The following is a 23,774-nucleotide window of genomic DNA, read 5'->3' on the forward strand; positions in this document are numbered from 1 at the left end:
TTTTCTGACCGCCTTATTTACCTGGCCCTAACATAAACTTTAATAACCATGAAGCAATACCCTTATTATATGGTGGGTACAGAAATGGAATTCCATTAAAACGGGATTGTATGAAAATTGATTTTTCTTTCGAAAAGGTACGAAACCCAGCTTCTCCATGATAGTGCCCCATACCGCTTGTTCCAACGCCACCAAAAGGAAGATTATCCTGAGCTATGTGCAAGATAGTGTCATTAATAGTAACACCGCCAGATAAAGTATTTTTAAGTATTTTATCTTTTTCTTTTTTATTATGGCTAAACAGATAAAGTGCTAGAGGCTTTGGGCGTTGATTTATATATTCTATACCGCTCTCAAAACTCTCATACCCAACAAGAGGCAGTAGTGGGCCGAATATCTCTTCTTTCAAAACAGCCATATCATCAGTGGCGTCAATAATAATAGTGGGAACGATCTTCTTCATTTCGGAGATAGATCCCCCCTCGAATAAAGGAACTAATTTTGCGCCCTTACTTTTTGCATCCTCTAGCATATTATTTAAGCGCTGATAATGGTTTTCGCTAATAATACTGGTATAACCTCGGCTCTGCCAATCGGGGTAGAACTGCTGTGCTGTTTTTCGTGCCTGTTCAGTAAAGGTATTTATCTCGTTTTGAGGAAGAAGAATATAATCTGGAGCTATACAGGTTTGGCCACTATTAATAAGCTTACCATTGATAATACTTTTTATTGCAGCATCGGATGGAAAGCTCTCGCCAATAATTACAGGAGACTTACCGCCAAGCTCAAGGGTAACAGGAGTCAGGTTTTCACTGGCAGTTCGCATAACATGTTTGCCGATCTGTGTAGCACCAGTAAATAGCAAATGATCAAAAGGCAGAGCTGTAAAAGCTTTGCCTACTTCAACATCACCGTTTACAACAGTGAGTAGCTCAGGGTCAAAGTACTCTTTAACCAGATCTGCAAATAATTGGCTAAATACAGGGGTATGTTCTGGCATTTTAACCATCGTCGTATTGCCGGCAGATAAAGCACCGGCAACAGGCCCAATAGCTAAAAAAAGAGGATAGTTCCATGGCGTGATCACACCAATAGTACCGAGGGGCTGGGACATGACTTTAGCACGGCCAGGCTGGAACCATAGGCTTACCGATTTTCGTTTAGGTTTCATCCAAGCGCTTAGATGACGAATACTATGTTTAATTAACTCTTGACACGGGAATACTTCTATCAAAAGGCTCTCTTGTTTATCTCGACAGCCGAAATCCTTCGTCAAAGCAGCACAAATAGAGTCGCGATTATCTACAACTAGCTTTAATAGCTGTCGCAAATTTTGCTTGCGAGCACTAGCTTCAAGGTAACGGTTTTGCGCAAAGTACTTTTGTTGACGCTGTAATGCAATATCGAGAAGATCGCCACCTATAATTTGACTATGTCCCATGCTGGTTACCGTACTTTAATTATATAATTAGCACATTATTATTGGTATTTTTAGAAAGCTATAACACAACCGTCAGACTAAAGCATGCATGAGCTAAATACAATATCATCATGAAACTAAATAAGCGTTATATACACCCATTATTAAAGAGTAAGGGCCTAGTCATCATCTAAACTATGCCACATCGCTGGTGTTTAAAATTATATATTTAAAAACTATTAGCGCCCACAATTTTTTTCAATACATTATCATATGGTGATATATCCAGTACTCTTTGAGTTTGAACATCAGCATCTTTTAACTTATCGTACTCACTAAGGGAAAAATTATAAAGATTTATCGGTATTGTATAGCTATCATGCTCTTTTATTAATTCTTTATCGACGAGTAGTTTAGCAACGCTATTTCTCAAACTTTCGTCAAAAAGATATTTTTTTTGCAAGGCAGAAAACTCAACAGGAGGTATGGTGTAATCTTCCTTTATCCACTTAGCACACAAAAGTGCCCTCAAGCCATAAAGAAAGCCTTTGGCGTTATATTGATTTTTTTCATCAAACAGTTTCTTCTTCGCTAAAGAGATATAATGATGAAAAACTAATTTTGGGTTAAAAGTTTGGATAACTAATTCCTTTAATAAACTCAGTTTTTCATCATCTTTTTTATAGACGATTGGTGAATATAACCACTCACAAAGTGCAGCGTTACCTTTATGCATCAAGTTAATAGATTTCGCAATATCCCAACCACTTACATCTAAATCGTCTATAAACACATTTTCAATCACATCCTTTTTCTTGAAAGCAGATAGATACCAATCAAGAGTGTGACAATAGATGATACGTATGTCGTAATCACTATCTAATGAAGGGAAACCCCAAGCACGGCTACCACTTTCTACAGCCAGGATAACATTGATATTTTTATCATTTTCGATATTTTTTAAGAGCCGGTTAATGTCCTCTCTTTTTTTATCTTGTATCATCTTTTACGGCTTCCTTTTACACTCTCGATTATCTTTTCAATTTCTGTCAAGGCAATTAAAGCCTGATCTTGATTAACAACACAATCGTCTATAGAACCATAGTGTTGCTCTAAGCACTGTAAGAGCAAGTTTTTAATCGCCACTTCATCCGGCATTAGTGGCAATTTGCTCGCTATATATATTTCTTCTAATTTTTTCTCTTTACGCTCAAAGTAATGCTCTACCTGTTCTTGCGACCATTCACCACGACGAATAGATTTGAGCTGTTCTTTATTCCTGCTAAGATCTAAATCACCTTCGATTAAGATCTGTTCCACTTCATTAAGTAAACGTACAACATGATAAGCAAACTTCACATCGTAGCCATATTTATGAATGACTTCCTTACGTTTTCCCTCGGGAATTTTGGTTCGCATTTTATGTATTTGTGCATAAGCATAGCCTTTAAACTTTGGCCAACATCCTTTATGTAAAAATATCTTACGCATTTCTCTTACACGCTCACCCACTTTAGTACTATATACAATACAGTGGCGAGGAACGAACAAAGTATCTATGATATTTGGGTTATTATCTGTTAGTAACCTAAAGTACTTTACTACAGAATATAGGGTTAAATCATATTCTCTTCCCTTACCGCCGCGAGCAGAGCAGTCAAACATATGATGTTGTTGAATTTGCTCAAACTTCGGTGAAAAATCGTCAAACCCCGGGATATCTCCACGTAGATGAGGAAATATCCAATCTTTAGGTGGGATAGCGAAGCCATAAAGATCTATATCAGAATCGTCTTGCGCAACACCATAAGCAGTGGATCCCATAATCACTTCATATTGCACACCGAACTCTAAGAACTTTGGTGGCGAAGTCAATAAACCTCGCTTAATTAAATACTGCGTTTTACTGCTCATAGTTCTACTCGCGGTTGCTGCATACCATTATATTGAGTGAATAGAAACCTGCCATTGTGTTTCACAAGTGTGTGTAAGCTTAACCAACTCTCCTGCTATTTGATTCACAATATCAATATTGGTGCTAAGGTGTAGACTCTTATTAAATGTACGGAAAGAACCACCTTTATTTAATAACATAGGAATAATTAATTGATCCGCCAAATACTCACCTACAGGAGCGCTTGAAGAGAGATATTCCCTGACTTTATCAACAACTTTACTAGCCACCCGCTCGGCGCTCACTCTTATTTCGCCTACCTGCTCGAAAACCTCTGTAATATCATTCATTGATAATCTTAGCGAAAGAATATTACCAGAGCCATGTGAGTCGACAATGTTATATTTTAACTTGTTAATATTTAATTTACTTTCAATATGCTTTAACTCACGCTCAGCTATATGCTCAGGAATTTTAGCCTGAGTTACTACGGCTTCCATATCACAAATTTTGCTTCGCTCTAATAGATATAACGCCTTAGATGTCCTATGGGGCTTTATAATAGCATTCCAGCGGCCACCACCTGATGGGTAAAAGCCATACCTTTCAATATTGGATTCAATTTGATAACCAATTGCTCTTACCGTAGGAATAAAGCATTGTGCAATAAAATCATAACTGGGCGCCATACCATTGTGTGTGCCACCTTTAAAAGTTATATGACTTTCGTGATCAGCCATAGCTAAAGCGGATAATATCGTTTGAAAAATTAAGGTCGTACTACCAGCGGAACCCACAGCAAAAACATATTCTCCTGCTCGTATATTACCTGGGGAAAAAACAACTTCTTGGCAACCAAGTTGGTCGCCAACAACTTTCGCAGAGCAAATTTTTTCCGCAGCCTTAAGACATGCCAGATGTTGTCTTAGTAGACCGGGCTTTTTTCTTCCAGCACGGATATTAATTATCTTTATATTTTTCCTTAAGCACATTGCCAAAGTTAAAGAGCTACGGAATATTTGACCACCGCCCTCACCTCGAGATCCATCAATTACTATCATTTTTATTCACTTAAAATTTAAATTTCTTTATAAAAGACCTTAGTTACACGTAAAAATGGGTTAACATCCTTGTTTTATGCTTCCCGGCACAACTTCCAACAACAAAACCTTTATCCTTTGACACAAACTACTTGCTTGAGAGTGTGCACAACTTCCACTAAATCTTTTTGTGCATCCATAACTTTTTCTATAGGTTTGTAAGCCGAAGGGGTCTCATCAATCACACCCTCATCCTTACGACACTCAACCCCCATAGTTGCTCGGCGATGCTCCTCTAAGCTGACAAGCTTCTTGGCTTTGGTACGCGACATAACCCGCCCAGCTCCGTGGCTACAGCTACAAAAGCTTTCTTCATTTCCTAAACCTCGCACAATAAAAGACTTGGCTCCCATACTACCGGGAATAATACCCAATTCATCTTTACGGGCACGCACAGCCCCCTTACGAGTGACCAATACATCCTGACCATAGTGGTGCTCACGTGAAACATAGTTATGATGGCAATTTACCGCAGCCACATTGGTGTCTAACTCAAAGTCGAGTAAATGTTTTACTGTTTGAATAGTTCTCTGCATCATCACTTGGCGGTTAATTCTCGCGAAGTTTTGTGCCCATTCCACCGCTTCAATATAGTCATTAAAATGTTCTGACCCTTCAGGCAAGTATGCTAAGTCGCTATCAGGTAACTGAATCATCCAGCGTTCCATTTCTTTTTTCGCGGTCTCAATAAAGTAAGTGCCAATACGATTACCAACACCACGGGAACCACTGTGCAACATAAACCAAACCACATCTTTTTCATCCAAACACATTTCAATGAAATGGTTACCTGTTCCAAGTGTGCCAAGATGATTGATATTATTGGTACTTTTAAGAACGCGATGCTTATCCTTTAACATATCAAATTGCTGCGACAAGGGTGACCATGCACTCATTACATCATTAGGGATATTATTCCAAGCGCCTTTATCTCGGCCACCTCTAGTACGAGACGAGCGTCCATGAGGAACAGCTCGCTCAATGCTATTACGAATAGCAGCAAGGTTATCTGGTAATTGATGTGCATGCATATTAGTGCGCACAGCCATCATTCCACAACCAATATCCACCCCAACGGCTGCGGGAATAACAGCCCCTAAAGTAGGAACAACACTGCCTATAGTCGCCCCTTTACCCAGATGGACATCAGGCATCGCGGCAACCCATTTATGAATAAAAGGCATGCTAGATATGTTGATCAATTGCTGTTTTGCTTCAGCTTCAAATGGCACACCTTTTGTCCAAGACTTAACTGGCACACCATTACCTTGTATCACCTCATAGGCTTGTATGGTCATTTTGTTACTTTCCTTACTATCCATTTTAACTGTTGGCTTACTTTTTATAGCCAGCTATTTTTTATACTCGTGTTATTTGCGACATTGATGCCAACATTATCATTTACCAAAAATTAATATGTAAGCATTTGTTTTTGCTACACTTTTTATTTTAGGCTTTTTTTCAAATAAAGCTCATTAGATTTTTACCTATCTTTTTCGATAACTAAATAATATAATTGATACACATGAAAACTATCGCAATCAGTATTTTAGGAACCACCCTTGATAAAAGGGGAGTTAAAAAGAACCGTTGGAACAAGTGGCGTCCGACCATCTCCATGTGCCAACAAGACGATATGATTATCGATCGCTTGGAGTTAATTTTTGATCCACGTTATCAGTCCCTAGCCGATACGGTAACTGAAGATATCTCACAGACCTCCCCTGAAACGCAAGTCAAACACCATCACATTGACTTCGCCGATCCCTGGGATTTTGAAAGTGTTTATGCAGCATTGTTAGACTTTTCTCGCGCTTATAGCTTCAAACCAAATACAGAAGATTACCTAGTACATATCACCACAGGTACTCACGTTGCTCAAATCTGTCTATATTTGCTAACCGAAGCTCACTATATTCCAGGCAGATTGCTACAGACATCACCCGGGACAGAAAAAAACACTCAAGGCAGTTATCAAATCATTGACCTAGACCTTTCACGGTATGATGAAATTACTTCGCGCTTTAAGAAAGAGCATGAGGAAGGCACGGTTTACCTTAAGGGAGGCATTGAAACGAACAACGCTGCTTTTAATAAAATGATTGAACAATTGGAGTATGTTTCTGTGCGCTCTAATGATCCTATTCTATTGATGGGCCCAACAGGAGCAGGAAAATCTCAACTGGCACAACGAGTTTATCAGTTACGAAAACAACGAGGTAAGATTTCTGGTGACCTAGTTATTGTTAACTGCGCGACTTTACGCGGTGAAAATGCGATGTCATCCTTATTCGGGCATAAAAAAGGAGCCTTTACCGGTGCCACTAGCGATCGCCCAGGTTTACTGAAACAAGCAAACAACGGCTTGTTATTTTTGGACGAAGTAGGTGAGCTAGGTCTAGATGAACAAGCGATGTTACTGCGTGCGATTGAAGATAAGAAATTTATGCCATTGGGAGCTGATAAAGAAAGTAGCAGCGACTTTCAACTTATTGCAGGCACAAATAAGAATTTATATAAAAAGGTAAATGAAGGTAGATTTAGGGAGGATCTGTTAGCACGTATTGACTTATGGTCTTATACCTTACCTTCGCTACGAGAACGCTTGGAAGACCTAGAACCTAATATAGATTACGAACTGGAAGTTCACGCACGCAAGACTAATAGCCTTATCAGTTTTAACAAAACAGCAAAAACGAAATACCTCACCTATGGACGCAGCGAAAAAGGTTTATGGAGTAGTAACTTTAGAGACCTAAATGCCAGCATTACTCGAATGGCCGCCTTGTCTGACGGTGGCAGAATTACTACTGCCATTGTCAACGAAGAAATATCGCGCCTAGAAAAAAAATGGAGCCACATGAAAACTACTGAGATAGAAAGCAAAAGTAATATTTTAGTAGAAATATTGCCTCCTAAAGTATTAAGTAATATGGATTATTACGAGCAAGAAAAACTCGCTATTGTCTTAAATACATGTAAAGTAGCTAACTCTATGGCTGAAGCCGGGCGCACACTTTTTAATAAAAGTAGGCAGTCAAAATCTTCTGCTAATGATTCTCACCGAGTCAAACAAATCCTATCCAAATATAACTTAACGTTTTCGGATATAAATTAGGATCTATTAATCATAAAGAAAATAATGCTTTATTTTACTCAAAAGGATAGCGTAGTCCCCAGTCGTTACGCATATTATCCATAACTTCCATAGTTGCGATTGTTTCTGCAAGAGGCATTATATCACTCTCATTTTTACCATCGCGAATACAATGTAGCACTTCTAACACTTGATATATAAATCCGTTACTATGATTTTCTTCTTTAAAAACTTCTTCACTCTGGGCTTCGGTATTACCGTTATGGATATAAGCGGTAAATTGTTCACCTTGTTGAAAATTAGTAAATTCAATATATCCTTTTGAGCCATAAATCATAGCTGTTGGCCGTGCGTATAAATTAAAACCAACTGTTATCGCTGTTAAACAGGGTAAAGGATATTGCAATTGGTATGTGGCTAGTTCATCTACTCCTGTAGGCGCGGGTAAACTTAAAGATTGAACTTTACTAGGGAGTTGACCTAACAAAAAATTACTAAATGATAATGGATAAACACCCACATCTAAGGTAGCACCACCAGCTAGCGCAGGATCTAATATACGTTTAATGTATTTTTCTGGTGCGATGTTGCAAAATGAGATATTTACATACTTAACATCGCCGATAATGCCACCTTCAATTGTGGTTTTTAGTAATTGAATACTAGGCAAAAAACGCGTCCAAACAGCTTCCATTAAAAAAACATTTTTCTCACGTGCCAGCGCAACTAAATTTTTGGCTTCCTTAGCATTAACCGTAAAAGGCTTTTCGATGAGTATATGCTTACCAGCTTCTAAAGCGAGTACAGCATTTTCATAGTGAAAGTTATGAGTAGTCGCAATATAAATAACATCAATATCACTACGGTTCACCAGACTTTCATAATCTGTATGTGCATCCACCTTATACTTTTCAGAAAAGACATGTGCTTTACCTGGTGTTTTAGAGGCAGCAGCCACAAGTTGAACACCGTCCACGAACGACAAAGCTTTAGCTAGTTTGTGGGCAATAATCCCAGCACCGAGAATTCCCCAGCGCAACGTATTTAGATTATTCATCACTCTCCTATTATTTTTCTAGGCAATTTAATTTCCAAACTACACTCAATAATTCAAGCTGCCAATTTATTAATCTTATATTCAGCTATGTCTAGCTAATATGATTAATTGAACCTACCCATATGACCTGGACTTTATACACTATACCAATATGGGCCACAAGTTTATCCATTAACTGAATATACATGGAACTAGACCTATTAACCCAAACATGATAACGACAAGATTACTCTATGCGATTAAGCGCGTTTTCTACACGATGGAGATAGCAGATCTTGGCATTTGTCTAAGTTATATTAGAATCCTTAAAAACTCACCAAGGGAAACTAGCATGAAAGCCTTATCAAGCCTTTTTATAGGCGCCTTTTTACTAACTTCTTTATCAGGTTGCATCTATATTGGAAATAAATCTGACGATACTAGTTGGCAAAAGGAACAGAACCAGAATAAACACCTTATAAGTCAACTCACCTTAAATTCTGATCGTTTAAGCGTTTTACGAAGGATGGGAACACCGGAGATATCCGAGGCTTTTGTGATTAATGGGGAAGAATATAAAGTACTTTACTATCGCACGCAGCATCGTATTTCTGATGGTGACACAACTAAAGATGAAACAACACCACTAGTCTTTAAAAATGAAAAATTAATAGGTTGGGGAGAGCTTGCGTTAGATACTATTCATCACTAATGTCACCCTAACATTTTCATATAAGACTTTGGAAAAGTTAAGTTTGTGGAAACAGAATATATGTGAGTCCCATGTTTATTGTGGTTAGCTGTTATCGCCCAACTCTGTCAGCTTATTCAACATTTATAGCCGCATAATACTATTTACATATATACCGATGCTATAACTTTTATAGGCTAGGCCTTTGAAAATATATGTAAGTGTTAAGCCGCTCTATTGAGATTGCAACAAAGTTTCGTTAAGGTTGGCTTATCAACTGAGACGACTTAAGGTTTTACATGAGCAATTACCACAGTATTAAATGGATTGACGATAAAAAAGTCCTCTGTTTACTTGATCAATCAATCTTACCCCATAAAATTGAATATCAATATTATTCAAGCCCAGAAGGAGTTGCCGGAGCGATTAAGGATATGGTGGTAAGAGGTGCTCCAGCAATTGGGGTTGCCGCAGCTTACGGCCTGGTGGTAGCAGCTTTCCATACGAATTCAGATGACATTACACATGTTGAGCAATCGGTACTCGCAGCGGATAAGTTACTGCGACTATCCAGACCAACAGCAGTGAACCTATTTTGGGCACTTGATGAAATGGCCAAAAGTATAGAGGGATCAACTTATAATAATGCTGACGATTATCGACAACTACTATTACAAGCAGCTCATGGATTAGCGGCATCAGATGTGGAAATAAATAAAGGCATAGCCAAACATGCCATGTCACTCATGCCTGAAGAGAGTGTGAACTTTATTCATCATTGCAATACCGGCGCACTTGCAACAGTCGACTACGGTACTGCCTTAGGTATTATTAGAATGGCTTATGAAACAGGCTTAAACACACATGTGTTTGTCGATGAAACACGACCACGCCTACAAGGAGCCAAACTCACCTCTTGGGAACTAAAACAGCTAGGTATTTCCCATCAATTGGTTGTCGATGGTGCCTCGGCACATATTATGAGTAATTTCGACATCGATATGTGTGTTGTTGGCTGTGATCGTGTCGCCGCTAATGGAGATGTAGCTAATAAAATTGGCACGCATAATTTGGCTATTATTGCTAACGCATATAATGTTCCTTTTTACGTCGCCGCCCCACTCTCAACAATTGATACAAAGACTTTAAAGGGTGAAGATATTGAAATTGAGCAAAGAGATACACAAGAAGTGACTCTCATCAATGGAGGAGCTATTTCTCCGAACGGTATCGAAGTGTATAACCCAGCCTTTGACGTTACACCAGCCCGTTATATAACAGCTATAATTACAGAAAAAGGGATTCTATATCCACCTTTCGAAGAAAACATAAAGAAGTTAAAGGCTAGTCAATAGGGTCGCGACACTCGTAAACAATAGTCCAAGGCGAATACGGTCTAAAAATAGTCGGAGTCAATGAGATACTTGCAGAAGCTGATCCTGCAAGTAAATTGAATAAGCTTTGCTCTACTACGAAGCTATCCCATTCTTGACTACCACAACTATACGTTAAATTCATAGGCTTACTAAACTCTATTAGGCCATTAAAACCTAGGTGATGCCACTTTTCACGAACAATTGTATCTTCCATTCTGGGTCCATTAACAAACTCCATTGTACTACATGCACATAAGCACAAACTTATAAATAATATAATCGTCTTTTTCATTTGTCCTCCTCCGCGCACCAAACTCTCGCAGTTCTAGGTGAATATACACCTAGGGTAATTAATGTTAACAAAGAGTCAGAGAACGTGGTGACCGCTTGCATTTGAATAACTCTCTTGCCCTCACAAACTTCCCTTACGTTTATTGAATGACCGCCTTTTAGTCCCCACCACCAATATGTATAACGTTTTTGAAATGATGGCGAACTACTATCTTCTAGCTTTCCATCTGTGCGCACGTTCACCGAAGAACATGCATAGATATTAAATATAAAAATGCTTATAAGTATTTTTTTCATCATTTTTTCTGTTTTAATGGAAAAATTATTCTAAATTCGGCTCCACCTAAGCTAGAAGTAACAGCTTCAATGGTTCCTTGGTAACTTTGAACAATATCAAAAACCACTGCCAAACCAATTCCTTGGCCTTTACCTCGGCTATCAAGTCTTTCGCCACGTGTAAATATTTTTGAAGCTTGATCGCCAATAAACCCTTTACCATCATCTTCGATAGAAATTGACAGATAGTTATCACACTGTGCAACCGAAACTTTTATTTTCTCTATTGCATATTTATAGGCATTATCTAGTAGATTACCAAACACCTCCATCAGGTCATTTTCGTCACCAAAGAAATATAAATTACCTTCTACTTTGGTAGATAAAGATATTTTTTTATCTCGATATATTTTGGAGAGAGCCTCTTGTACAAGATCGAGTACTTCTACAATATTAGTACCGTAATTAAGTAAGGTATGCCCCGAGATAACGGCTCGCCGAAGCTGATACTCGATATTTTTATCAATACGTTTGGTTGCATCTTTTAATATTTTATTCTCAGGGTAGTTTTTCATCTCACTTGCAATAATTGTCATCGGCGTTTTTAAGCTATGAGCTAAGTCTGCCATACTTGAACGATAACGTTCCCGTTGGCGATGCTCATTGGCAATTAACGCATTGAGGCTTTCTGCCACACCGCTCAGCTCTCTTGGATAGTCCATTGATAAAGTATTCTGCTTACCTTTTTCGAGTAATATAATTTCATTTTCAAGGTGTGATATCGGTCGAAAAGCTAACTTTAGTACAAAAAGTTGACACAACAATAAAGTCAATGTTATGACAAAGAAACCACTAAATAACCAAAACCGAAAATGACTTATGGTATTATTCAATATACTGGCGTCTTCAGCTGTAACAAAATGAAAGCTATAACGTTCGCCACCCTCTTCCCAAGCAATTTTGTAAGCCGCAGTAATATACTCTTGCTCATCAATTTGCATATTCCCAAAAATTATGTCTCCCGTTTTCAAGCTCAACGAGATATTATCAGGAGCTTTTTCAATAGAAAGAGAATTCCAGACAGCCTGTTTTTGATCGTTTAAAACAACTGCCCACAATCCTGAATCAATCGTATTAAACCTAGGATTATAAAGTATATCTGGTATTAACAATTCTCCTTGTTCGGTATGAGCAACAGATAATAGAGTAAAAATATGCAAATGGAGCTTTTCCCTAGATGACTTTTCTAATTCTTCACGATAACTGATATCTACGATTAAAGCGCTAATCAGCATTACAACAACACCAATGATTGTCGTATTAGTGAAAAAGCGTTTACGTAAAGATACAGTTTTCATATTTAATCTTTGATACAAAAACGATAGCCACGCCCACGCAGAGTTTCTATGGGTTTAATGGTATTATCTGGATCAATTTTCTGCCTTAAGCGTGCAACTAATACTTCAATCACATTACTATCAGGATCTGTGTCGTCTTCATATAGATAGTCTGCCAACGTGACTTTGGAAGTAACTTTTTGTGGGTGCAACATAAAATATTCCATAAGTTTATGTTCAAATGCAGTCAAATTTACAACTTCACCATTCACAAGCACTTCCTGCGTTTCCATATTTAGTTTGATTGGGCCTTGATGCAACTCGCTAGATGCATAGCCACCTGCGCGTCTTAACATCGCTTGAATACGAGCCACTAACTCTTCAAATTGAAAAGGTTTTACTAAATAATCATCAGCTCCTGCACTCAAGCCTTTTACCTTATCTTGCCAACTACTACGAGCAGTTAAAATTAAAATAGGAAACTTATGGTTATCAGCACGTAATTTTTTAATAATCTCAATGCCCGATAGCTTAGGTAAGCCTAAATCGATAATCACTAGATCATATGTAAATTCTACACTCCGATATAAGCCATCTTCACCGTCATAACTCACATCAGCTTGATATCCCTCCTTCTTTAAATTGCCTAAGAGTTGATCTGCTAGCACTTCATCATCTTCAATTAATAACAATTTCATTATTACTGCTCACCAATCTTATTTTGTGCAAAGCCATTAACTTCAATTACTTTAATTACGCCGTCTTTAGATATAATTTTTATACGATAAGTAAGGTTATCCTTCTCCTCGATGCGCTCGGCACCGAGGACAGTACCTTTATATTCCCTACGAGCAAGCTCTATAGCTTGCCTTAGGCTGATACCTTTGTGTTGTTGACGTTTATTTTTATTTGGAAATACTGAGGGTTTAACAATTGATGTGTTCTGAATACGCTTCTCAACCCATTGAGTAAAGGGCATGACAATTCTTTCAACGCTAGAAGCTTGACCTGTACCGCTATTATCATCAACCTCTTTTTCCTTGATAACAACCTCTTTTGGTTGGTCTGTTTCCTCTAATTCTTTAGACTTTCTTTCTCTTTTTACAGGGTTGTTCAGATCCTCGCCACTAATATCGCGATCGGCGTCACTAGCTTCAGAATCAACGGTTTTATTTTGCTCCCTCTGCTCTAGGTCTGCGGTAAAACCAAACACAGGCAATAATAGCGTGTAACAAGCAATCGCAATATATTTGATGGTTTTTTTCACAAAGATTATGAGCAATTCTAGTCAGTTATAGCAATTAAGTAGAACACGCTTAGCTTAACCTTAGCTGAATAACACAAGCTGCGCATATATTAATTGTGCCATATTCATTATTTTAGATAGGTTTGCCTATGTTTATGTTCACCACTCTAGAATGACTCCGCCCAGAATAACCCCGGTTTAACCTCATTAAGCTGAGGTTAAGTTTAGATTCAGCTTCAGTTTACATTATGAGTGTACATTAGCACCATATTCAAAATGTAACACAATAGATAATATTTTAAGGTCATGGAAATGAGAAACAAAAAATCTACCGCAACACCAGTTCTGTTAGCAACGTTACTCGGTTTATCTATGTATTCAAATGCTGATGAATTGACAGCCGACGCGTCTGAATATCCTTCAACAACAAAAGTATCTAAGCATGCGATTGGTACTAGCCTAAATAACTTTGGTCTAGGGCTATTCTATACTTATAAATTTAACGATAACTTGCACATAAGAGCAACCGCTCACGGCTTGTCTGCGAGTCTTGACGACGTGGAATACTCGGATACAGATTATGATGGTAACGACGATAGCCAAGCTGCTGGAATAATGCTGGATTGGTATCCGGTATCAAAAGGTTGGCAAAGAAACATTTTTATATCTGGTGGTCTAATGTATTTCGATACTGAGTTTGAGGGCAGTTCATCAGCGAGATTAAATGATGTTGTGTCAATTGGTAATACATCATTTATAAATACAAGGACATCTGCATTAAATTTAAAGGTAGAACATGAATCTCAAGTAACTCCTTACTTTGGTATTGGTTGGGGGAATAAATCTAGAAAGGAAAGAGGATTTTCTTTCGTTACCGAGTTGGGCTTTATATATATGGATGATCCCAAAGTTACTTTAACTTCAAATGTTTCTACTACAGTTTTAGACAGTGTTGAACTCGAAAGGGAGAGGAATGATATTATCGATGAGGAAAGCGGTATATTTTTATTTGGATCAGTTGGTGTCAGTTACCACTTCTAAATGAAAAATTAATTTTTTGAAGTTATTTATAAAAGTAAAAGGCAACGCAAGGATGCTAGGCCATGGAATTATCATATTTTTATATACCCACCTTTAACAATGATAAAGCTTGAAGTAAAGCCGCTCCGGCCGGCCTACTGAGCCATAAATTAACTTGGGTTTAACAATATCTTTCGATACTAAAAATTCAAGGTAACGTCTCGCTGTAGTACGGCTAATCCCAACGCGCTCCCCCATAGTTTCAGCATTAATACCATTTTCTCCAAGCTTATCTATCTCGCCTTCGATATTTTTTAATGTTAATGGGTCAATACTTTTAGGTATTCGCGATGATGTATGAGATTTAGTCTTACCAGGATAAAGAATTTGATCTACATCTGTTTGCTCAAGATTGATAATATCATTTAGTTTGTTACGATGTTCAATAAAGTTTATGAGAGTTGACTGAAATCGCTTAAAAGTCATCGGTTTTAAAATATAGTCGAAAGCTCCACCGCGCAAGGCTTCTTGTAAAGTCGAAGCTTCTTTTGCAGCTGTAATGAGAATAATATCAGTATTTTTGTACAATCTACGGATAGTCCATAGTAGGTCTATTCCACTGCCATCAGGAAAATAGACGTCGAGCAACACGATATCTGGCCGAAAAACATCAATAACATCCTCTGATTCTTCAATTGTATTAGCAATAGCAACTACATTAAAGCCATCAATTTTGTCGATAAAACGACTCTGTATTTCTGCAATTTTGGGGTCATCTTCAGCAATAACTACATTAAAACTATCCATAAGCGACTCATTTCTTTGGAATATAAATTGTAAATAAAGCTCCACCTAACTCTGATTTGTTGAGTGTGATATGACCGTTCATATGCGTTAACGCTTCCTTGACAATAAACAGTCCCATCCCTTTACCTTTTAGCTTACTACTTGAAATACCTTTCTGATAAATACGATCAACCATGCTATTATCAATACCCACACCTGAATCTTCTACTTCGAAAATTAGATCATTTCCCAAGTCTGTTAAAGATAAATTGACAACACGTTCAGTGTGAGTAATTTTTGTTACTGCAGCATAGGCATTATCTAAAAGGTTACCTAAAATAGAAACTAGTTTTTCTTTGCTTATCCAAACTGGAATATCACTGAAATTACTATCGCGATCTACATTGAGTGTTACACCTAACTCTTTTGCACGATTATATTTCCCTAAAATACACCCCGCGAGAAGAGGATCGGGAATAGCAGAAACAAGGAATTGTAATAATTCTTGATAGCCCGAAGTCTCGCTACCAATTAACTCAATAGCTTTATCATAGGCTTCTAGTTGAATGAGCCCAGAGATAGTATAAAGCTTATTAGAGTATTCGTGAGTCTGATGACGCAACATTTCAGCATATTCTTGTACTTGCGATAACTCCCCCGCAAGCTTATCTAGCTCATCTTTTTCCCTGAAACTCGATACTACACCAACTACCTGGTGCTCATCCCAAATAGGAATACGATTAACAATGATGTCTTTATTATTAACTCTATGTTCAAGGTCTAATTGGCTTTTGCCAGTATGTAAAACTTCTATCATGCCATTTTCAGGTAATATATCACCAATATGGCTATCTAAATAATGTTGGTTAGCACTTAAACTTAAGGTTTTTGTCGCGGCATGATTAATCATAGTGATATAACCTTTTTGGTTAATGGCGACAATACCTTCTCTTACAGAACTTAGAATAGTGCTTCGTTCTTTAAACATGCGACCAATCTCATCGGGTTCTAAACCAAAGATTGCACGCTTAAAGTTTTGTGCTAATAATATCGCAAAGAAAATACCAATGACGACTAATACAATATTGGCAATTATGATAATATCTCTGTGATCTCCAATCCTTTCGCGAAGGTTTTCTTCCAAATAGCCAACAGAAACAATACCTACAATAGAACCATCACTAGAAAAAACTGGCACTTTGCCACGCAAAGAAGGACCAAGGGTACCAACAGCCTTAGAGGTATAGGCTAAACCATTCTGTAAAGCTTGATTGTTATCACCCCCAACCATAGTTCTACCAATTTCTTTAGGGTTGGGATGAGAGTAGCGCCGCGCTTGGCTATCGCCGATTACAACAAATTGCGCATTAGTACGTAGTCTTATAGTTTCAGCTATGGTTTGTAACTGACCTTTAGGGTCTTGTTCTTCAATTAGCGCCCCAATCTCGGGCATAGAAGCAACAGTTTGAGCGACATCCAACGCCCTTTTGCCAAGCTGTTCTTCTAAGATACTAGAAACCAGACGGGAGGACAGAAGTGCTGTAATACCTAGCTGAAAAAGCACTAAGGCCACAATAAAAATGACCATTTTTAATTGTAGAGTCATATGGCGCAGCGGTTTCATAGTGCCCCGTTTTATTATTATATGGCACTATCCTGACCGATTATGCACTATTTGTCGATATTAATTATCATCAGCTACATGTTTTTTCTTTAAGATTGATAAAATATATGGAGAAACAAGTGTAATGAGTGTAATAGTAAGAATGGTGATGGTAATCGGTCTTTGCCAAAGAAAGTCTATGGAACCGTCTGAAATAAGTAAAGCGCGGCGCAAATTATCTTCTAACATTCCACCAAGAATAAAGCCTAACAATAGAGGTGCCAAAGGGTAATTTAAGATACGGATAACTACTGCAATAACACCAAAAGCTACCATCATAATGAGGTCGACAGTATTAAAAGAAACCAAATAAACGCCAATAAGTGATAAAAATAAAATAATGGGAGTTAAGAATTGTCTAGGAATATCCAGTAATTTTGAGATATAAGGAATTAACGGCAAATTCATTACTAATAGAATAATATTGCCTAGGTACATAGAAATGATAACAGACCAAAAAACTTCTGGGTAATCCACATATAGCCTAGGGCCAGGCTGTACACCATAAGAAAGAAGTGCCGCTAACATTACCGCAGTTGTTGCAGAACCCGGTATACCCAGGGTCAGTAAAGGTACAAAGGAGCCTGTAGAAGCGGCGTTGTTTGCTGTCTCTGGTGCAGCCAAACCTCTGAGACTACCTTTACCAAAAAGTAGCTTTTCTTTAATTGAAGCAAAGTTTCGCTCCATACCGTAAGCTAAAAAGGATGCTATAGTTGCCCCAGCGCCAGGTAAAACGCCAATAAAAAACCCAAGGATAGAGGAACGACCTACTGCGGGTGCAATATTTTTTACTTCTTGTTTACTGAGTTTTAAACTACCGATGGTGTTTTTCGTAGCTGCATCTGAGTTCAGATCCGAATCATCATTTTTTAATACAACAATTAAGGCTTCAGCTATAGCAAAGGTCGCCATTGACAATAATAAAAAACTAATACCGTCATATAAATCAGGAATGCCGAAAGTAAAACGTTGGATACCTGAAGGATCTTCCCCTACTGTTGCCAGCATCAAACCAAGGAGCGTCATTAAGATTGCTTTAAGCACTTGCCCTTTGCCAGCAAAAGCAGATACCGCCGTCAAGCCAAATAGCATAAGCGCAAAGTAGTCAGCTGACTGGAAGGCTAGGCTTATTTTAGCGAGTATAGGCACCAATAAAAATAAAAAGATTGCACCAATGGTACCGCCACTGAATGAGGCATATGCAGCTAGAGCCAAAGCCTTACCCGCCTGACCATTTTGTGCGAGAGGATAACCATCAAAAGCTGTGGCAACAGCACCAGAGACACCCGGAGCATTTATCAAAATTGCGGACGTTGAACCACCGAATACTGCACCATAATACACACCTGCCATCAAGATCATTCCCGACGCAGGATCGAAGCTATAAGTAATAGGAATCATTAAAGCGATAGCTGATACAGGCCCAAGCCCGGGTAACATACCAATGAATGTGCCAGCAAAACAGCCGATAAAAACTAATAGTAAATTAATGGGTAAGAAAGCTGTAGACAGCCCCTGGTAAATACCATCAAACATTAGTCGCCCCCCACAATGATACGATAAAGGCTTCCTGCATCAAGATAAATATCAAATATTTGTGTTAGAAAGAACCACATTAAAAAAACGATCCCAGCAGCAATTACAGAAGATAAAACATAACGTTTCTCTCTCATAATGCTAAAGCCTGCTAACAAAAATAAGAAAGTTGCTAGCACAAAGCCAAAAAATTGAAATGTTAAGCCATATACAAACATTAATCCGATTAATGATATGCAAGGTTTCCAGTGGAAACCCTTAACCGCTTCTTTGATTGATTCTTCCGTTTCGTTATGAGCCGGGGAAAGTAAATGTATTAAGCAACAAACTATTGAAATTATTGATAATCCTACAGGTAGAGTTCGAGCTGTAAATACCTCATCTCCAAATATTTTATTGAGCGGAATATCGAAGCTCGCATTTAAATATGCAAGAGAGAACAATAGAAATAGACCACTTCCAACCTTATCTTTATTGTTTATAAAATTCATAGTTATATTATTTTAATTGATTATTGTTGAGAAATAATTCCAAGCTCACTCATTAAGATGGCCATTTCCTGCTCTTGTTGCTTAAGAAAATTGGTAAATTTATCGTCAGAGATATAAAGGTTAGACCAGCCGCGCTTTTGACGGATAGCCTCCCATTGGGGAGTGTTATACATTTTCCCTAATAAACTCTGAAATTCTTTAACTTTTTTTCTAGGGATATTCGGTGCCGCAAAAAAACCTCGCCAATTGGTAAATGTCATATCAGCCCCCTGCTCTGCAACAGTAGGAATAGCAGGTGCATAGTCCAAACGCTCAGCGGCTGTCATAGCTAGGATTCTCACTTCACCCTGCTCGGCTAATGCCAAAGCTTCACTTAAGCCAGTAGAGAGCATTTGCGTCTCTTCAGACAATAACCCTACCATAGCTTTAGCACCTGCATTATAAGGAATGTAACGTAATTGCTTGGCATCGACGCCGGACTTTTTAAATGCTAACGCCGCGACAACATGATCCATTCCCCCGCGCACTGACCCTCCAGCAATTTTCACATTACGAGGATCTTTTTTATAATCGTCAATCATCTGTTGCCAGTTTTGATAAGCGGAGTTTTCTTTTACAACAAAAGCTCCGTAATCAGCAATAATAGTTGCAACAGGAGTTAAGTCTTTATAAGACTGCGGAAATATTTTCTTAAGAGAACGTAGAATAATAGGAGTCGAGGTTATTAATAATGTATCACTCTGACGATCTGCGGTTTCGATTAAATGCGCTATCGCCTTACTACCATCGCCTCCAGATTTATTCTCATAAGATGCCTTAGACACCAAGCCTGCCCTTGTTAAAGCTTCTCCTGTACCACGAGCAGTGCTATCCCAACCACCTCCCGCTCCTCCTGGAATTAAAAAGTGTACGCGTTCAATTGCACGGACAGGCGAACTCAAATATAGGATAACAAAAAAAACAATTGAGATTTTACTTAGCATATCGTCACTTTAATTTATACGTTTTACGCGAGTCATTTTCCCTTTACCATTGACGCGTAAACGATAATCGCCAATAGCACCCTTGGAAATAATAACGTCAAATTCTTTATTTTTTGGTATAGATATATAATCTGCTTTGCTCTGCTTCCATATCTGTCCATTATCGAAGTAAAATATTTTCAAGTTACGCTTTAGCTCAGATACCTTAACAACTTTAGCTTTTATAGAAATCTTTACTGCCTTTTTATTCTCTTCATTTAGTTTAGAAGCAAAGCCAAATTTCTCATTAGTAGAATTTTTTGTGAGTGCTTGATTCGGCGGGGAAGAAAAATTACTGTCCTTACTTTCCCTTTTCCGCGTAATTTCGGCTAGAGCGTCATAGCATTCTAATCTTAGGTTTGAGTTTTCGATAGCATGGCACTTATCCAAAAAACCGTAAAACCATTTACCATTATTACCTTGAGCTTGAATCGGCAAACAGTAAAGTACAAGACAAATGAAAACTAAAAAGCTCCTCGACAACCTAAGTTGTTCGAGGAAAACGCTCAAGGAGTAGCAGCGATTAATTATCATTACAGTGTTGAAACCTTTTAAAAATACTTAGAAGCTATGTTTAACTTTAATAAATACCTGTCGTCCACGAATATCATGAATGGTACCTTCATAGCCTGGTCGAATAATTTCATTACTACCAGGGTCTACCGAAAGTTCAGGCGGGTCTTCATCCGTTATATTATTGGCTCCAATTGATAAAGTGGTATCACCATCACCAACTAGTTGAGAGAAAGTATAAGTATAAGATGCATCTAAAGTCGTCCATGAATCCACGAGAGGATCAAATGAAGGATCGAGATCTGTACCTTGGTCTTGTACAAATTCATCGATAAAACGCAAGGCAATATTGGCCGAACTATTTCCAAAATTCCATGTTGTTGATGCAACCCAGCGTAGCTCAGGCTGTGGAGCAAAAGCATCTAAGTCGGAATTGCGAAAGCCTTTACGATCTTCAAATATACCATCCCCATCCACATCAGCGTCAAATTTAGTAATGTATGTTGCTTTTAGATCAAATATAAGTTGACCGGCATTATCTGTGTTTAGAAAGTAAGAAGCGTTTAAGTCAATGCCGGCTGCTTCCACTTCTCCTATATTAATAAAGTTAGAGGTGGTAGATACTGGCTGTCCCGCACTGTTGCGTACTAAGCTGGAAATTTGTCTTGGTGGTAATCCCTGCCGAAAAGTACCATCTTCATTTCTACAGCTAAGATCCACTATTGTTTGCGCATTAGAATCCAAACCAATTAAATCTTCATAGACATAATTCCAATAATCCAAACCGAATTGTAGTTCGTCTGTGGGAGTGAACAGAATGCCTAAATTATAATTAGTAGCATTTTGCGGTGCTAAGCCATCAGAACCTACGCGCCGCTGTATTGTATTATTGTTTTCATTGGCATTTTGATCACACAAACCATTGTCATCTCGTGCATCCGAGAGAGTACCAAAAGTTTGTTCCCCCGCAACTTGAGTTAAGCTTGGCGCCTGGAAGGATGTACCCCAGGAGCCTCGAAAGCTTAGTTGATCATTGATTCTTAACTTCGCCGATATTTTCGGATCAAAAGTATCGATATTAGAACCATAATCCTCATAACGCGCCGCCAATTGCACTTCTGCCACATCGCCAAAAGTTAACAAGGCTTCTGCGAAGATTGCGTATACATCTTGTCGGCCTGAGACTCTAAACTCACGTGCACCACGATTACCCTCTTGCGCAGCTTCAAGCGAGTCAGGGGTACGCGTATATTCTAGATTGCGGTATTGCACGCCAACAGCAACAGGTACCGCCTGCGATGCAAAATCAAAGGCATCACCTGACGCAATAAATTCCACCACGCTAGTTTCAGTTTCACGAGACTGAACACCAAAGCCGTCAAAAAGTGATTGCACATCAGCGGAGTTAGCAGCTGTAGCACCGAAATTAGGGTTGGAGGCATCAAGAAATTTGGGTGTAACCAAACCAGGGTTACTCAGCCTCGTGCCGAAAGGATTCCAGCGACCACTTGCAACCAGAGCTGTAAACTGATCCACAATATAATTATGAGGTTCTACTTCAGTAAACTGGTTGTTGGCGTACATCCAGGAGGTGGTAGCGGACCAAGAGCCAGGTAACTCCAAATTCAGTCCAGTTAAAATGCGAGTATTGCGAAATTCTCTCTCTAAATCTGCAGCGCCAGCGCCGTTCACTTCATTGCCCAATGGTCGCGCTGTGGCAGCAAGCGCTACAGCAGTATGAATATTTGGATCCCATTCACTAGGATCAATATAAGTGAGCACACCGTCGTTATCATCGTCTGTCCAAAAATTGAATGGGTGATCGGCGGGAATTAAAAAGCCTTCGCCTTCAGCCAAATTTCCATTGTCAAAAACAAAAGCGCCAATACGATCTGTCACTTCGTTCACGGAGAAACTTATTTCTGAAAAGAACTCAACCTGATCAGTAAACTGATAGTTTGCTTCTGCAAAAATTTGAAAGCGCTCCTCATCAGGGATTATTGTGCGCTGATCGGCGAATAACATACGACAGGTATTACCGTCGAGAAAACCACCGGCGGCCTCACAATCAGCGTCGGCAACTTGCGTCGCTCCATCAAGGCGCTCAAAAATACCCGACCCCGGAGAAACTTCGACGGCGCGGCGATAACTTCCTGGAGAGCCTGTACCACTTATGTGGCGACCATCGAGAGGGCTGCCATCACCATTAGGATCAGTAACTCGCTCAACTACCCAATCAAAGTCAGTTCTGAAGTTATGATCTTGCTTATAATAGGCGCCGAAAACATTGAAATGACCTCTTTCTCCAGCCGACCCGAGAGCAAAGCCAAAGTCATAGCTGGTATTGCTGGCATCAGATGCACCAGCGGTAATCTCAAAACCTTCAAAGCCACTGCGGGTGATAATATTCGCGACTCCGGCCACTGCCTCGGAACCATAAGTAGCCGATGCACCGTCGGTCAGTACATCAATCCTTTGGATCATGGTGACAGGTAGAGAATTAATATCAAAAAAGAAATTACCGGCGCCATTTGTAATCGGCGCAACACCCGCTCGTCGACCATTAATAAGCGTCAGAGATGAACCTAAACCCAATCCTCGAAGGCTAAATTGAGATGTTCCCTGAGCCTCACTTTGCTCTATTGCTAGAGTAGAGCCAGAATTCACAGTTAAATTTTTCAATGAGTCAGATGTTTGTGTAACACCAGATGATCTCAATGCTTCTGCATCGAGGGACTGAACCGGGGCGCGGCCATCAAATACAGAAGGCTTGCTTATTAAAGAGCCTGTAACGATCACTTCTTCTACATCGCTATTACTTTGCGCCAATGTATTGTGAGATAGGCATAGCAACGCTATGGCAGTTGATAGAAACAATGTATTGGTGTGCTTTGTCACATCATTGTGATGTGGAGGAGTGCCTTTCATATTTATCTCCGACATATAATTATTTTTATAAAATGTCATTAGCGATGGCTT

The 23,774-nt window shown here is 38.9% G+C and carries 22 protein-coding genes; 4 read left to right on the forward strand and 18 right to left on the reverse strand.

What is annotated here, in order from left to right; genetic code table 11:
* Positions 1–13 precede the first annotated feature (13 nt).
* From BVC89_RS25925 to BVC89_RS25945, 5 genes are all read right to left on the reverse strand, one after another.
* Entirely contained in the window at positions 14–1,441 is a 1,428-nt protein-coding gene (locus BVC89_RS25925; protein WP_086933995.1) for a coniferyl aldehyde dehydrogenase, read from the reverse strand.
* A 208-nt stretch (positions 1,442–1,649) separates the two neighbouring features.
* The gene (locus BVC89_RS25930; protein WP_086933996.1) at positions 1,650–2,423 is read right to left on the reverse strand and encodes a nucleotidyltransferase domain-containing protein; all 774 of its coding nucleotides are present in this window, start codon (positions 2,421–2,423) and stop codon (positions 1,650–1,652) included.
* The gene (locus tag BVC89_RS25935; protein ID WP_086933997.1) at positions 2,420–3,334 is read right to left on the reverse strand and encodes a nucleotidyltransferase domain-containing protein; all 915 of its coding nucleotides are present in this window, start codon (positions 3,332–3,334) and stop codon (positions 2,420–2,422) included. The genes BVC89_RS25930 and BVC89_RS25935 overlap by 4 nt, the downstream gene beginning before the upstream one ends.
* Before the next feature lie 27 nt (positions 3,335–3,361).
* Positions 3,362–4,375, reverse strand: coding sequence for an RNA 3'-terminal phosphate cyclase (rtcA, locus tag BVC89_RS25940; protein WP_086933998.1), 1,014 nt, complete (start codon positions 4,373–4,375; stop codon positions 3,362–3,364).
* A 110-nt stretch (positions 4,376–4,485) separates the two neighbouring features.
* Complete coding sequence (locus tag BVC89_RS25945) at positions 4,486–5,712, reverse strand: RtcB family protein (protein WP_086933999.1); 1,227 nt, start codon at positions 5,710–5,712, stop codon at positions 4,486–4,488.
* A gap of 227 nt (positions 5,713–5,939) precedes the next feature.
* Here BVC89_RS25945 and rtcR point away from each other — a divergent pair, with 227 nt between their 5' ends.
* Positions 5,940–7,532, forward strand: a complete 1,593-nt coding sequence (rtcR, locus tag BVC89_RS25950; protein WP_086934000.1) for an RNA repair transcriptional activator RtcR — start codon at positions 5,940–5,942, stop codon at positions 7,530–7,532.
* Positions 7,533–7,566: 34 nt separating this feature from the next.
* On the opposite strand, the gene BVC89_RS25955 is transcribed toward rtcR, so the two are convergent.
* Complete coding sequence (locus tag BVC89_RS25955) at positions 7,567–8,568, reverse strand: Gfo/Idh/MocA family protein (RefSeq protein WP_086934001.1); 1,002 nt, start codon at positions 8,566–8,568, stop codon at positions 7,567–7,569.
* Positions 8,569–8,899: 331 nt separating this feature from the next.
* Between BVC89_RS25955 and BVC89_RS25960 the strand changes: the two genes are divergently transcribed.
* Positions 8,900–9,259 carry a DUF3192 domain-containing protein gene (locus tag BVC89_RS25960; RefSeq protein ID WP_086934002.1) on the forward strand — a complete coding sequence of 120 codons (360 nt, stop codon included), beginning with the start codon at positions 8,900–8,902 and terminating at the stop codon, positions 9,257–9,259.
* 278 nt (positions 9,260–9,537) lie between these two features.
* Complete coding sequence (gene mtnA, locus BVC89_RS25965; protein ID WP_086934003.1) at positions 9,538–10,593, forward strand: S-methyl-5-thioribose-1-phosphate isomerase; 1,056 nt, start codon at positions 9,538–9,540, stop codon at positions 10,591–10,593.
* On the opposite strand, the gene BVC89_RS25970 is transcribed toward mtnA, so the two are convergent.
* Genes BVC89_RS25970 through BVC89_RS25990 form a run of 5 tightly spaced genes read right to left on the reverse strand, consistent with a single transcriptional unit; the run spans position 10,583 to position 13,785 of the window.
* A complete protein-coding gene (locus BVC89_RS25970; RefSeq protein WP_086934004.1) occupies positions 10,583–10,906 on the reverse strand; it encodes a hypothetical protein in 324 nt (107 codons plus the stop codon). The two genes, mtnA and BVC89_RS25970, sit on opposite strands and share 11 nt — an antisense overlap.
* Positions 10,903–11,205, reverse strand: a complete 303-nt coding sequence (locus BVC89_RS25975; protein WP_086934005.1) for a Bor family protein — start codon at positions 11,203–11,205, stop codon at positions 10,903–10,905. Before BVC89_RS25975 ends, BVC89_RS25970 begins: the two co-directional genes overlap by 4 nt.
* Positions 11,202–12,539, reverse strand: a complete 1,338-nt coding sequence (locus BVC89_RS25980) for an ATP-binding protein (protein WP_086934006.1) — start codon at positions 12,537–12,539, stop codon at positions 11,202–11,204. The genes BVC89_RS25975 and BVC89_RS25980 overlap by 4 nt, the downstream gene beginning before the upstream one ends.
* A gap of 2 nt (positions 12,540–12,541) precedes the next feature.
* Positions 12,542–13,216, reverse strand: a complete 675-nt coding sequence (locus BVC89_RS25985) for a response regulator transcription factor (protein WP_086934007.1) — start codon at positions 13,214–13,216, stop codon at positions 12,542–12,544.
* Positions 13,217–13,218: 2 nt separating this feature from the next.
* Positions 13,219–13,785, reverse strand: coding sequence for a PepSY domain-containing protein (locus tag BVC89_RS25990; protein WP_103654310.1), 567 nt, complete (start codon positions 13,783–13,785; stop codon positions 13,219–13,221).
* A 291-nt stretch (positions 13,786–14,076) separates the two neighbouring features.
* Here BVC89_RS25990 and BVC89_RS25995 point away from each other — a divergent pair, with 291 nt between their 5' ends.
* The gene (locus BVC89_RS25995) at positions 14,077–14,805 is read left to right on the forward strand and encodes a hypothetical protein (protein ID WP_086934009.1); all 729 of its coding nucleotides are present in this window, start codon (positions 14,077–14,079) and stop codon (positions 14,803–14,805) included.
* A 93-nt stretch (positions 14,806–14,898) separates the two neighbouring features.
* On the opposite strand, the gene BVC89_RS26000 is transcribed toward BVC89_RS25995, so the two are convergent.
* The 7 genes from BVC89_RS26000 to BVC89_RS26030 form a co-directional block, all read right to left on the reverse strand.
* The gene (locus tag BVC89_RS26000) at positions 14,899–15,591 is read right to left on the reverse strand and encodes a response regulator (protein WP_086934010.1); all 693 of its coding nucleotides are present in this window, start codon (positions 15,589–15,591) and stop codon (positions 14,899–14,901) included.
* 7 nt (positions 15,592–15,598) lie between these two features.
* Positions 15,599–17,194 carry an ATP-binding protein gene (locus tag BVC89_RS26005; protein ID WP_086934011.1) on the reverse strand — a complete coding sequence of 532 codons (1,596 nt, stop codon included), beginning with the start codon at positions 17,192–17,194 and terminating at the stop codon, positions 15,599–15,601.
* Positions 17,195–17,254: 60 nt separating this feature from the next.
* On the reverse strand, positions 17,255–18,769 hold the full coding sequence (locus BVC89_RS26010) for a tripartite tricarboxylate transporter permease (protein ID WP_086934012.1): 1,515 nt from the start codon (positions 18,767–18,769) through the stop codon (positions 17,255–17,257).
* On the reverse strand, positions 18,769–19,260 hold the full coding sequence (locus BVC89_RS26015) for a tripartite tricarboxylate transporter TctB family protein (RefSeq protein WP_086934013.1): 492 nt from the start codon (positions 19,258–19,260) through the stop codon (positions 18,769–18,771). Before BVC89_RS26015 ends, BVC89_RS26010 begins: the two co-directional genes overlap by 1 nt.
* A 20-nt stretch (positions 19,261–19,280) precedes the next feature.
* Complete coding sequence (locus BVC89_RS26020) at positions 19,281–20,243, reverse strand: tripartite tricarboxylate transporter substrate binding protein (protein ID WP_086934014.1); 963 nt, start codon at positions 20,241–20,243, stop codon at positions 19,281–19,283.
* Between the two features lie 9 nt (positions 20,244–20,252).
* Entirely contained in the window at positions 20,253–20,720 is a 468-nt protein-coding gene (locus tag BVC89_RS26025; RefSeq protein ID WP_086934015.1) for a hypothetical protein, read from the reverse strand.
* 123 nt (positions 20,721–20,843) lie between these two features.
* Positions 20,844–23,723, reverse strand: coding sequence for a TonB-dependent receptor plug domain-containing protein (locus BVC89_RS26030; RefSeq protein ID WP_158658130.1), 2,880 nt, complete (start codon positions 23,721–23,723; stop codon positions 20,844–20,846).
* Between the last annotated feature and the right edge of the window lie 51 nt (positions 23,724–23,774).

The organism is Agarilytica rhodophyticola (assembly GCF_002157225.2).
In the GTDB taxonomy this organism is placed as follows: Bacteria; Pseudomonadota; Gammaproteobacteria; order Pseudomonadales; family Cellvibrionaceae; genus Agarilytica; species Agarilytica rhodophyticola.